Origin of the sequence: Bacillus sp. SIMBA_005, from assembly GCF_046535585.1 — a bacterium.
GTDB classification, from domain to species: domain Bacteria; phylum Bacillota; class Bacilli; order Bacillales; family Bacillaceae; genus Bacillus; species Bacillus pumilus.
On the sequence record NZ_JAWRWI010000005.1, the window covers coordinates 262,168 to 274,193 of the forward strand.

The 12,026-nt window shown below is 44.1% G+C and carries 12 protein-coding genes; 1 reads left to right on the plus strand and 11 read right to left on the minus strand.

Annotated features, from left to right (window positions below; translation table 11 throughout):
• Positions 1–17 precede the first annotated feature (17 nt).
• From SB660_RS10750 to SB660_RS10780, 7 genes are all read right to left on the minus strand, one after another.
• Positions 18–1,121, minus strand: coding sequence for an EpsG family protein (locus SB660_RS10750; protein WP_410582474.1), 1,104 nt, complete (start codon positions 1,119–1,121; stop codon positions 18–20).
• Positions 1,122–1,135: 14 nt separating this feature from the next.
• Complete coding sequence (locus tag SB660_RS10755) at positions 1,136–2,266, minus strand: glycosyltransferase family 1 protein (protein ID WP_410582476.1); 1,131 nt, start codon at positions 2,264–2,266, stop codon at positions 1,136–1,138.
• Positions 2,259–3,098, minus strand: a complete 840-nt coding sequence (epsE, locus tag SB660_RS10760; protein WP_410582478.1) for a glycosyltransferase EpsE — start codon at positions 3,096–3,098, stop codon at positions 2,259–2,261. The genes SB660_RS10755 and epsE overlap by 8 nt, the downstream gene beginning before the upstream one ends.
• A gap of 2 nt (positions 3,099–3,100) precedes the next feature.
• On the minus strand, positions 3,101–4,240 hold the full coding sequence (locus SB660_RS10765) for a glycosyltransferase family 4 protein (RefSeq protein WP_410582480.1): 1,140 nt from the start codon (positions 4,238–4,240) through the stop codon (positions 3,101–3,103).
• A complete protein-coding gene (locus SB660_RS10770; RefSeq protein WP_410582482.1) occupies positions 4,206–6,080 on the minus strand; it encodes a polysaccharide biosynthesis protein in 1,875 nt (624 codons plus the stop codon). Before SB660_RS10770 ends, SB660_RS10765 begins: the two co-directional genes overlap by 35 nt.
• 165 nt (positions 6,081–6,245) lie before the next feature.
• Entirely contained in the window at positions 6,246–6,929 is a 684-nt protein-coding gene (locus SB660_RS10775; protein ID WP_058013640.1) for a CpsD/CapB family tyrosine-protein kinase, read from the minus strand.
• The gene (locus tag SB660_RS10780) at positions 6,919–7,650 is read right to left on the minus strand and encodes a YveK family protein (RefSeq protein WP_044138999.1); all 732 of its coding nucleotides are present in this window, start codon (positions 7,648–7,650) and stop codon (positions 6,919–6,921) included. The genes SB660_RS10775 and SB660_RS10780 overlap by 11 nt, the downstream gene beginning before the upstream one ends.
• Positions 7,651–7,907: 257 nt before the next feature.
• Here SB660_RS10780 and slrR point away from each other — a divergent pair, with 257 nt between their 5' ends.
• Complete coding sequence (gene slrR / locus SB660_RS10785; protein WP_058013639.1) at positions 7,908–8,378, plus strand: HTH-type transcriptional regulator SlrR; 471 nt, start codon at positions 7,908–7,910, stop codon at positions 8,376–8,378.
• A gap of 88 nt (positions 8,379–8,466) precedes the next feature.
• Here slrR and SB660_RS10790 read toward each other — a convergent pair whose 3' ends face one another.
• From SB660_RS10790 to SB660_RS10805, 4 genes are all read right to left on the minus strand, one after another.
• Positions 8,467–8,691 carry a phage holin gene (locus SB660_RS10790; protein ID WP_058013638.1) on the minus strand — a complete coding sequence of 75 codons (225 nt, stop codon included), beginning with the start codon at positions 8,689–8,691 and terminating at the stop codon, positions 8,467–8,469.
• 139 nt (positions 8,692–8,830) lie between these two features.
• On the minus strand, positions 8,831–9,736 hold the full coding sequence (locus tag SB660_RS10795; RefSeq protein ID WP_061409695.1) for an iron-hydroxamate ABC transporter substrate-binding protein: 906 nt from the start codon (positions 9,734–9,736) through the stop codon (positions 8,831–8,833).
• Between the two features lie 18 nt (positions 9,737–9,754).
• On the minus strand, positions 9,755–10,756 hold the full coding sequence (locus tag SB660_RS10800; RefSeq protein WP_058013636.1) for a FecCD family ABC transporter permease: 1,002 nt from the start codon (positions 10,754–10,756) through the stop codon (positions 9,755–9,757).
• On the minus strand, positions 10,753–11,805 hold the full coding sequence (locus tag SB660_RS10805; RefSeq protein WP_081042266.1) for a FecCD family ABC transporter permease: 1,053 nt from the start codon (positions 11,803–11,805) through the stop codon (positions 10,753–10,755). Before SB660_RS10805 ends, SB660_RS10800 begins: the two co-directional genes overlap by 4 nt.
• Positions 11,806–12,026 lie beyond the last annotated feature (221 nt).

Sequence of the window (12,026 nt, forward strand, 5' to 3'; positions counted from 1 at the left end):
CCCACCTTTCTCAAAATCTACTTTGTAAATATCGTCCTGTACGGCAACACAGATGAATCGAACGGCATCAGCATGATGCTGTACAGAATATAACAAACAGCAATCCCTACATAGATAAAGACATTAGACCGCTGATCAAAAATACGTGTGAAGTATGGCAGTAAGATAAGCTGATACAAGCCAAAGTAAATATGAAATCTTGCATAAATGACATCCTTTGTGGCAAGGATGCCAAACAAGAAACCGAGCAAACAAAAGTTCACAACGTAATCGCTCTCAGGCGTCAGCTCACGAAGCCGTTTTCGATAAAAGAACGCGAGCAAAAGCGGCAAAATCAATACACCAATTTTTGTCACATTCATTCCATTTGTATTCGTTGTGAGCCATTCCTCGTAATGCCCATATGAACTTCCCTGCAGCATCACGACAAACACAGAAACAAAGCGGTCATAAAGAGCGGTTAACCCTAAGAAAATCATGCATAAGACCAGCATCATCCATGACCACGATTTTGTTCTCACGATAAAATACACAGGAATCATGATGAGAGCTGATGAATGAAACAATGAACATACGAGAACAAGCGGAAAATACAATTTCCATTGACCATTGATGACAAGACGGATGGCATAAAAAAGAACCGCAGCCACCATATACTGACGCATGCCATTAAACGAAGCGTAATAATGAAAGGTACCGAGAAAAAGCAGCATACTCAGCTCAAAGGGACGGCCATATTGAATGAGCGTCTTGATGATAAAAAAATAGGTGATCGCCCCAACCGAGATATACATGATTTGCGGATCATGGGACAGTTGATTGAGCATCCATAAAATAAACGTAAATCCTGGGTCAGTGGCCGCCTTGTCCACACCAAATCCGAAGATATGCCAAGGCTTTTCATAATTGATGGAGAACTCATACATCTGTCCATATGTGACAAAATCGGTTCCTACTTTGTACCGAATACCTGCGACAATACAAAGAAACAAAAACGGAAATAACACGAGAATTTTGTTAGGCCGCCATCCGCTTTGAATGGTATCATCACGCCTGCCGTAAAATGCGGCAAAGCTCGACCATAAATAGACCATGATCATGTTCACCAAATATACCGCCATCTGCCATTCCTTCCTTACAGTCCATATCCATTCATCACACGTGTGATGTTCTGTTTGACATCAAATCCTCTTTGTTCAAGCTGGGACGTAATGGTCTCTTGAAGAGGAGGCTCTGCATGATATGCTTCAAGCACCGCCTTCATCCATTCATGTGCGGAATCCCGAAGCGACATTCTTTTCACAAGACCGCAGCCTAAATCTACTTCCTCTGTAATATGATCTGAAATCACACATGGCAATCCAGATGCCTGTGCTTCCACTAAAACAAGCGGAAGGCCTTCAAACAAGGAAGGCATCACAAATACATCAAATGCTTTCATATATTCTGGAACGTCTGATACGACGCCTGTAAAGACAATGTCGTCTAACAAGCCGGCCTTTTCCGCATATGATTCAACCACCTGCTTCAGCGGTCCATCCCCTACAAGGACAAGCTGAAATGAGACCCCCTGCCTCTTTAAGGTCTGTGCCAGTTCCATAAAAAAAACGTGATTTTTTTGTTCATGAAAACGCCCAATATGACCTATCACCATGCTCTTTTCATGAAGACCTAGCTGCTTTTTGATCTTCACCTTTTCTTCTGGATCAGGCTGAAAGAAAAGGGATAAATCAATCCCATTCGGCAGCACCTCAACCTGTCCATTCTTCATTTTTTTCTGACCAAACAAAAAGGAACCGGCATCCTCACCGCATGCAACAAGCTTTGTAGAAAATGCAAAAATCAGCTGACGAAATCCTTTGAGCATCATATGGTCTACCCAATTTGGCGACTGTTTCCATGCTGTATTATGCGAATGACAAATGCGCACCTTCACACCCGCCAGTTTCGCAGCAAGGGCAGAGAAACCTGTTTGAAAATCTGTATGTGCATGCACTGCTTGGTACGGTCCTGTTCGCTTGATTGTCTTTGTCAATGTTCTGACAAATGCCAAAGGAGAGGACGCCCCAATACTCGGGACATAAAAGATACGCCCACCGAGTCTCTGAATTTCCTCATCATAATCACAGACATCCTTCCGGTGGGTAATAAAGTCAAATTGAAGGACATTTCTATCGAGTGCACGATAGATGTTCATGATCATCGTTTCAGCTCCGCCCCGGTTCATCCCGCCCACAATATGAAGGACACGCTTTGGCTCACTCATCCCGAATCGTCCTCCTTTTCAACAAAGACGCCGCCAGCTTCCGCTGATGATAAAATTTCATGATCTTCGGCGATAAACAGGCGCGGATCACCGGCTTTAGCGCAAACAAATAATGAACCGGCGGCAATTTTAATAACCAGCATGCTTTTAAAACGAGCCAAGCATTATCTATCGAGTATTGAAACTTACGGCGCTGAAAAGCCGCTTCATCCTCTCTCACAAGGTATAACGGCTCTTGTAAATTAAAGCCTTTTCTCCCCGCAGCAAAAAAACGGATCCACAGATCGATATCTTCCATCCGCCTCGTTGTTTTCACAGAGCGATATCCATTTAAAGCCTTGTACGCAGCAGCCCTCATCATAATGGTTCCATGACAAAAAGGCGTCCCTCTTGCCAGCACTTTTCGATCAGGCGCTGAAATCAGTGCACGTACACCTTTAGTACCCGATTCATCAAACACGGTCATCGCGGTCCCGACCACATCATATTCAGGATGTGATTCAAGGAAATGCACCTGTTTTTCTAAACGATCATGTACTGATATATCGTCGCCATCCTGCCTTGCAATCAAGTCTCCCCTCGCTTCAGCTAGACAGCGATTCAGACTGGCAGCGAGCCTTTGATTATGCTCATTGCGGATAAGGCGAATTCTTTCAGGGTCCCGTTTTGTATAGGACAGCACTATTTCATAGGTGCCGTCTGTTGATGCGTCATCACATATGATGAGCTCCCAGTTGTCATATGTTTGATGAAGAATGGATTCAATACTTTCTTCTACTGTGTCTTGGCAATTGTAGACGCCCATGATGATAGACACCTTTGGCTTATGCATGCTCACATCACCTTCTCTGCTTGATCCATATAAGCTGTATAAATTTCTTCCATCGCACTCACCGTCTGCTCCTGTGCAAATGCATGTGCTAAGGAGCGCCCTGCTTTTCCCATGAGGGGCAGCTGATCCCTTTTGTGATAAAGCTGATGCAAATATTCAGCCAAGTCATTCACATCATGCGGTTTGACTAAAAAACCATTCACGCCATGTCTGATCAGCTCACAGTGTCCTCTATTCTCAGTTGCAATGACCGGCTTTTCTGCAGACATTGCTTCAAGCAGATTCATGCCAAGCCCTTCTCTCAAACTAGTCGACACACATACATCACTCAAGTGCATCCATTCTTCAATTTGTTTGCAAAAACCAGCAAAGTGGACATGCTTTTCAAGATGGAGTTCATGAACCAGCTTTTCATACATCGGCCGCATGGCCCCTTCCCCGGCAAACACGATCTTCACATTTGGTATTTTCCTATATAGCTGGGCACATGCTTTGATGAGCATTCCTTGGTTTTTATTCGCATTTAATTCGCCAGCGCACAGTACAATAAAATCTTCTGAAGAAAAGCCATGGACTGCACGAAGACGCTGCTTCTCTTTTTCATGAACTGGTGCAAATCGTTTCATATCCACACCCATACCAGGAACATAATAAACAGATGCCCGTTCTTTTGATAGACGATCTGCTCTTTTAAAATCTTCTCCATTAATGGTGATCAAAGCGTCTGTATGGCGGGCGAGCCATCGCTCAATCGGATAATAGAGCAGCCAGTTTTGAAGCGGCGCTCCTTGCCAAAAGTGAAAGCCATGTGCTGTGTAAAGAACCTTCGTCCCTTTTTTGCGCGCGCTTTTGGCTGCAAGTCTGCCAATTACACTTCCCATTGGTGTGTGGCAATGGATGAAGTCGTAGTGCTCTTTCGCTAACAGCTTCTTCAGCTCCACATACGCAAACCGGTTGTGCACATGAAAAGGAGAGCGCTGAATCGGAATCGAGTGCGCTTGATCCACATAGGGAAGCTCCAGCTGACCATTTGCCGCTGTATGCACTTCCCATCCTTGTTCCTGAAACCACCGGAAATACGGAAGGTGAAATGCCTTAAAATGATAGTCAACCGTTGCGCAAAACAAGACTTTTTTCTTCATCGGCAAGCGCTCCCCCCTCTCTTGTCATTTGTTCAGACAACAAATCACGCGATTCGATGGCAGCAAACAACGCTTCTCTCATTTGCTCTTCACTCATCATGTCAAATTCATGGATAAAGCGGTTCAGCACATATGGGTCTCCATCCAGCGCATGGCCGATATGAATTTTCGGGAAAATTTGTTCCTGTGCTTTTTCATGCTGGTTGAGTAGTTCCTCATACATTTTCTCCCCAGGGCGAATGCCTGTGAACGTAATCGGAATCTGGTCTGTGGTGTAACCTGAGAGATGAATGAGGTTTTCTGCGAGGTCAACAATTTTCACTGGCTCCCCCATGTCTAATACGAAAATCTGCCTTCCTTCTGCCAAGGCACCCGCCTGAATGACAAGCCTCGATGCTTCTGGGATGGTCATAAAATATCTTGTCATGGCTGGGTGTGTGACCGTGACCGGCCCGCCTTGTTCAATCTGTTTCTTAAAAATTGGTATGACGCTTCCCCTGCTTCCGAGTACATTTCCAAACCGTACCGCGACAAATTTTGTGTCACTGCTTGCCCCCATGTGCATGATCAGCATTTCAGCAAATCGCTTTGTGGCGCCCATGACATTGGCAGGATTGACCGCTTTGTCAGAGGAAATAAGGACGAATGTTTCAATGCCATGCTCATGTGCAGCTTCTGCGACATTTTTTGTCCCGATAATATTGTTTTTCACTGCTTCTTTTGGACTGATCTCCATGAGCGGGACGTGCTTATGTGCCGCGGCATGATAAATCATATCCAGCTGAAACTGACCAACGATTTCACTCATTTTCTGTTTATCTTGGATATCCGCAATTTGCGGATAGAGGCTGATGGTGTCCCCATAAATTTCTTTCAGCTCTAGTAAAATAGAATGAATGCTAAATTCTCCATGTCCCACAAGCACAATCGCTTGAGGGGCAAACACACAAATTTGACGACAGATTTCGGACCCAATCGATCCACCTGCCCCTGTGACCATGATCGTTTTCCCCTTTAAATGGACAGATAGACGGCTTGAATCTAATTGAATCGGTTCTCTACCTAGTAAATCCTCTGGCTGTACATCTCGTAATTGATTCAGCGCATGGGTTCCTTTTAGAATCTGCTCCATCTCCGGCATGATCTGCGTTTTGACCCCAGTCGCTACGCATTCCTTATACAGCCCTTTTAACGTATGGCTGCTTTTGGACGGAATGGCGATGATGATCTTTTGAATATCCATCATCACAACAGCTGTTTGAATCTGTTCTTTTCCCCCTAAAACAGGCAGTCCCATGATTTCAAGCTTATGTTTCCTCTTGTCATCATCTATGAAGGCGACTGGTTCAATATGCACATCACTCGATTGCTGAAGCTGACGAACGATGATGGTCCCAGCTGATCCGGCGCCAATGATTAAGGCCCGCTCCTTTTCTACCTGCAGCCGCTTTGCCCCATCATGAAATAGCCGGGATGCCATTCGAGATGCACCGATGAATAATACGTGAAAAAGCCACACGATGAATAAAAAACGAAAGGGCCATGTCTGCACGAAAAGGTACAGCATTGCCATTGAAAATAAAAAAGAACATGCAAAGGTCTTCATTAAAGAAAATAGCTCTCTTACCCCTGTATAAGCCCATACTTGCTTGTACACGTGAAAAATATACGAAAACAAATGGTGCCCAATGAGTAGACTGAGCGAAGAAATGACGAGCATTTCAAATGTATAAACAGTTAACGCCGCTTCTTGGACAAATTGAAAACCAAAAAAGACAGCCACTAAGATGAGATATGAATCTAGTGCCACGATGATTGATAATCTTTGGGCGTAAGTCAACGCTCCTCCCCCTTTTTAAAACATCACTATTCTTACGTAAAATGGGCATCAAACCCGTCCTCACATCCCACTATTGATGACGAGCATCTAAGGCATTGGTCATGCCCACAGCAGGATCGAGTGCCTCCATTGTTAAAGATTAGGAGACATCACCTATCAATCTTGTTAATACATATACAGCCTTCCCTTTTTCTCTTTCTTGCCATTTAACATAGCCCCAAGCAGTTTACCTGTTGTCCCGTCTAACACTTCTTTTGATTTCTTCACTGCAGCTATCTTGGTTTTGCCGCTTAAGACAACAAGAATGCTCCCATCTGTCCGGTTCGCTAGGATCTTTGCATCGGCTACTGGCAGAAGCGGCGCAGAATCAACAATCACCATGTCATATTGCTGTTCAATTTCATAAAACAGCTGCTTCATGACAGAAGAGGAGAGCAGCTCAGCTGGATTCGGCGGAATGGTTCCGCTCGGAAGCAGCTCTAAATGCTCAATAGGTGTGGGTAAAATGGCTTCCTCCAAGCTGCAATTATTTAATAGCACATTGGTCAAGCCCGTGTGATGGCTCAGGTCAAAATATTCATGAAGAGCCGGCTTTCGCAAATCAGCATCCATCAGCAGCACACGCTTTTTCTGCTGTGCAAAAACAGCTGCTAGATTTGCAGCCGTAAATGATTTCCCTTCCTTCGGCAAGGAGGATGTCACCAATATGGATTTCAGCCTTGTTTGGATTGATGTGAATTCGATGTTCGTTCGGATCGTACGGAATTGTTCTGCTATGACAGAGTGAGGATTTAATACAGAAATACAGGTTAAATCTCTCTTTTCTCTTTTCTTTCTCTTAAAGATCAATGTTCTGTCCTCCCGTTATGACGGACTGCTTGTCTTTTTTTGCCCTCCTGTCTGCCTGCATCTGATAGACGCTGCCGAGCGACGGCAATCCGATCTCTTCTCTTATTTGATGTGTTCGTTTTACAGTATCATCGAGTAGGTTCATTAAGAAAATGAGTGTTATCCCCCCTAATAAAGAGGCGCCTAGTGCCAGTACGATATGAACGAATTTTCTTGAATTCATGAGAATCGTATTGGACAGCTTGGCTTCAGACAAAACATTAATGCGATCCATATTCATGGTTTTTTTGATTTCTTCTTGCAGCACCTCTGTTGCAGTATTTGCGATGGCGACTGCCTTTGCGCGATCCTCATCTTGTACAGAAATATTAATGACCTCAGACTCATTTTCTGTACTTGTGGCAATTTTGTGTTTTAATCCTTCAGCTGATTCTGTGAGGTTGAGTGTTTCTTTTACTTTTTCAATGACGATTGGACTTTTTAATAAAACTTGAAAGGTACGTGTATATTGAAGGTTCATCTGAATATCGTTTAAGTTTGCTTGTGCGTCATTGCTGCGTTTATGAACAAGAATTTGAGTGGTTGCCTGATATACAGGAGTCGAGACATAGAACTGATAGTAGGCTGAAATGCCCGTTACGATCAGGACAATCAGGATCAGAAGGGCCATTTTCTCTTTAATGACAGAAAACAGCTGCTTAAAACCTATATTCTCATTCATAGATACCTCCCGATTTCATCATAAAAAGGTTATATATGGTTTCTTTTTGTTAATGATTGGATTATAAAAGATAATACCCGCAAAGAAAAATGTCATAATAGGTCTTATAGTTCTTTTTAAAGAACAAAATCGTTCGTTTTCTTTTGTTTACTTCCTGATTCTTACGTTTTTGAATTTTATAAAGAACAATTTATTTCTTATAATGAACGAAAAGGTCGCACTACGATTCGCCAGGGAGAAGGGAGATCATTGATCGAATGATAGGAAAGGTGATACGCATTTACCGAAAGAGGAAAGGATACTCCATTCAGCAGCTGGCTGAAGATGCCCATGTTTCTAAATCTTATTTGAGTAAGATTGAGCGTGGTGTCCACAGAAATCCATCTGTCCAGTTTTTAAAAAAGGTATCCTCTTCGCTAGAGATTGATTTACAAGAGCTATTTGATGCAGAGACGTTGATGTTTCATGAGTCTGAGAGTGGTGAACATGAATGGCGGGAGCATATCGTCAATGCCGTTCAATCCGGTATGCCAAAAGAAGAACTCTATCAGCTGCTCCAAACGTATCGAAAAGAGCAGGAAGAAAGGACGTTACATGTCACTCATAGAAGGTTGACGGATTCAAATATATCAGAGTGGAAGCGTCTGATGAGTGAAGCGAAGGCCATCGGCTTAAGCATTGAGGAAGTAAAAGCATTCCTCGCCAACATGGGAGAACGACGGGCGTAAGCCTTTCAGGAAGAGTCAAATTGCGGGGAGAGGCGTTTGACGCTTCGCTGAAAAAGAGCCTTTTATCATGAAAAGGCTCTTTTTTCTCTTATTCTGCTTTTTTCGTTCGTGCTTTTTTCGTTATATCATTGTTTTTCCAATAGGCCCAGAGAGATGTAATCCCAAGAAAGGCTAACGTGATGAATTGCTGAATACCTTCTTCATCAATAGGTATTGGGCTTTTTCCCGCAGCGGTTAGCGCACTGTTGACAAGTGCGAGCAAAAGCAGCACAAACCTTGCAATTGTACCTGCACTAATTTTTTGAACCTCCAACTGTAACCCCTCCCTTTCTTCCCCTTCACGGGCGGTACGGCTCGTTCTCTCTCATATGTATGCAAAAGCCGAAAGAATAGAAGACCGGATCAAAAAAAGAGACATCATACCTATATAAGGAATGATGCCTGATTTCATCTTATTTTGATGTTGAAAACATCTCTTTCGCTTCATCCAATGCCATTTTATTGCCTAGTGCTGAGTAATCGAGCCATGGCTGATCGGCAATCGGATAAACTTGGTTGTTCTTCACGGCTTTTAGACCCTTCCAAATCGGCGTCTTTTCTAATTGCTTGAATGCTTGCTGGGCTTTATCATCACGGTTCACGACAACAAAGATAGCATCTGCATCATAGTCAGGAAGAACCTCTTGAGAAATCACTTCAAATGGCCGCTTGCTGTCCAGTTTCTTCACACCATCGACAGGTGTGAGGCCTAAATCCTCATACAAAATTGGACCCATTGGGCGCTTCATGCTAAATACTCGAAGCTCCTTTGCCGTCACACGGATCGCCATTACTTTTCCGTTTCCAATCTTTTGCTTGATGAGCGATTTGACTTCTTTTGCTTCTTGATTGTAATCCTGAATATATTGATCGGCTTCTTTCTCTTTATTGACGAGCTTGCCGATTTTTTTCAAATGATCGCGCCAAGTGCCGTTATTTAAATTAAACACTTCTGTTTTGGCAATTTTTTTATATTTCGATAAGTCTTGTCCAGCTAGTTCTTCATCAATGTAAATAACATCTGGTTGTAATGCAAGCAGCGACTCCATATCGGGATCGGCTGCGATGCCCAGCTTCTTCGTACCACTCAACTGCTTTTTCGCATGCGGAAGGAAATCTTTTAAATCCCCTCCTACAACAGAGCCTGCCGGCTTGATGCCGAGAGCTAATAGGTCATTCGTTAAATGAATAGACAAGGAAGCAATTTTCGGTGTTCCATGATCATTTTGAGTTGCTTTATTCTTTGTTTCCTGTTGACCACAAGCGGCAAGCAAGATAAAACAGAGTGTTAAACCAAGCACAAGTAATTTTTTCATGATGAGTTCCTCTTTCTTGTTTTATTTCGTTTTTACTAATAAATAGAGAAAATAAGGAGCGCCGATAAAAGCCACAACGACACCCGCTGGAATGGCATTTGGGGCAAAGATGGAACGTCCGATTGTATCGGCACTGACCAAAATCAACAAGCCAATCAGCGCACTAACTGGTAAAAAATATTGATGGAGTGAGCCGACAAGCCGCCTTGCCAAATGCGGGGCGACAAGTCCAATAAAACCAATACCGCCTGTCATTGAAACACTTGCACTCGCCAAACCAACAGCTAAGGTCAGTAAAAGGAGACGCTGACGCTGGACACGAACACCTACGCTTGAGGCGACAGCATCTCCTAATGTCAACGCATTGAGCGTGCTTGACTGCATCAGCGTAAACGGCACAAGGCATACAATCCAAGGCAGAAGCGCTAACACATGAATCCAGTCTCTCCCCCAGACATTGCCGACAAGCCATCTTGAAGCAAATGTGTAAGTATCTTCATCCAGCTTCAATGACAAAAATAACGTCAAAGCACTGAATCCCGCTGCAACTGCAATTCCTACTAGGATCAGCCGGATGGGAACGAGCCCTTCCTGCCGGTCATACGCCAGAAGCACGATGACCGCTGCCGCAAGAAGCCCTCCGCCAAATGTAAAGAGCGGAATAAGAAGAGAGGGATTGCCTTCTAGAGCGTGGAAATACGTTACAAACACGATTAAGCCAAATGCGGCGCCTGCATTCAGTCCAATAATCCCTGGATCAGCCAGCGGGTTTCGAGATAGACTTTGCAAAATGCCTCCCGCAATACCAAGCCCAATTCCCGCTAGCATCGTTACCACGATTCGAGGCAGACGATAGTCAAACAGCACGGTTTCACTTTGAAAATCTCCAAAGCCGAATAACGTTTTGACGACCACAAGAGGATTTAGTTTCAGCGTACCGGTATTTAAGCTATAAAGCACAACAGCCACACTTAAACAAAGCAAAACGACCGTCACAACAAGAGCCCGCTGTTTCTCTCTCATGACAGGTTCCTCCCTTCTTTTCTGGCAATATACAAGAAGAAAGGAACACCGACAAGTGCCACCATCACGCCAATGGCAAGCTCTCGCGGTGGATTAACGGTGCGGCTGGCAAGGTCAGCAAAGACAAGCAGCACCGCGCCTAATATCGCTGACATCGGAATGACGAAACGATAGTTTACACCAACCAGCTTTCGTGCGATATGCGGGATAACAAGACCGACAAACCCAATGGAGCCGACTGCTGACACAGAAACCCCTGCTAATAATACAGCAGCTGCCATTCCTAGTATTCGCACTTGTCGCGTTTTCACCCCTAAATTTGCCGCTACATCTTCACCAAGCGACAGTAGCGACAGTGACCGTCCTAATAGCATCGCCCAGACGATCACTATGAGAATGACCGGAGCAAGAATTGTCAGCTGCGGCCATTTCACACCAGCCACTCCGCCTGCATACCAAAACGCAAGGTCCTGACTTAAGTCAAAATAAATCGCGATTCCAGAGCTAAGTGCATGAAGCAATGCAGCCACAACGGCCCCTGCTACAGTTAAGCGCAGCGGTGTCAAAACGCCGCCAGCCGCACCAATCGCAAAGATCAGCAGCGTACTGAGCACTGCACCAATAAAGGAAAACAACATCAGTGCCGAATAAGGGATGCCTGGGAAAAAAGCAAAACAGAGAGCGACCACGAACATCGCACCGCCATTGATGCCCAAAATCCCCGCATCGGCCAGAGGGTTTCTTGTGATCCCCTGCATGAGCGCACCCGCTACGGCAAATGCCGCTCCAACAAGAGCCGCTCCTAAAACACGTGGAAGTCTCAATTCATGGATGATCTGCTGCTCTGTGACATCTGGCTGATAGTCAAATACAGCTGTCCAAACCGTTTGCAGAGACAATGTTTTGGCACCATATGACACAGCCAAAAACATGGCAGCCGCCAAACCAATGACGGCGAGAAAAAATATCAAAAAGAACAAAATATATGATGATCGTTTTTGTTGAGGTGTTCGCTTATCCTGCAAAATCGGTGTCATCCTTTTCTTCATTAAAAGTCTGTTTGAAAATGAGAATCATAATCATCAAAATTATATCTGCCTGCCTCTCAAAAATCAATGTACGCCTTATTTTTTAATTAATGAAGGTATTCAGATGACCGTGTCATACAGTGTGTTTGCTCGTTTGAAACGGCCTATCACTTTTTCTCATAGTTTAATAGGAAAATAGTTGACATTCCGCCTGAATATCCTCTAAAATTACAAAAGTAAGT

Excerpts from the sequence above, each read along its gene's own strand:
- SB660_RS10750 (WP_410582474.1), bottom strand. The coding sequence starts at position 1,121 with ATGGCGGTATATTTGGTGAACATGATCATGGTCTATTTATGGTCGAGC.
- SB660_RS10755 (WP_410582476.1), bottom strand. The coding sequence starts at position 2,266 with ATGAGTGAGCCAAAGCGTGTCCTTCATATTGTGGGCGGGATGAACCGG.
- epsE (WP_410582478.1), bottom strand. The coding sequence starts at position 3,098 with ATGCATAAGCCAAAGGTGTCTATCATCATGGGCGTCTACAATTGCCAA.
- SB660_RS10765 (WP_410582480.1), bottom strand. The coding sequence starts at position 4,240 with ATGAAGAAAAAAGTCTTGTTTTGCGCAACGGTTGACTATCATTTTAAG.
- SB660_RS10780 (WP_044138999.1), bottom strand. The coding sequence starts at position 7,650 with ATGAATGAGAATATAGGTTTTAAGCAGCTGTTTTCTGTCATTAAAGAG.
- slrR (WP_058013639.1), top strand. The coding sequence starts at position 7,908 with ATGATAGGAAAGGTGATACGCATTTACCGAAAGAGGAAAGGATACTCC.
- SB660_RS10800 (WP_058013636.1), bottom strand. The coding sequence starts at position 10,756 with ATGAGAGAGAAACAGCGGGCTCTTGTTGTGACGGTCGTTTTGCTTTGT.
- SB660_RS10805 (WP_081042266.1), bottom strand. The coding sequence starts at position 11,805 with ATGAAGAAAAGGATGACACCGATTTTGCAGGATAAGCGAACACCTCAA.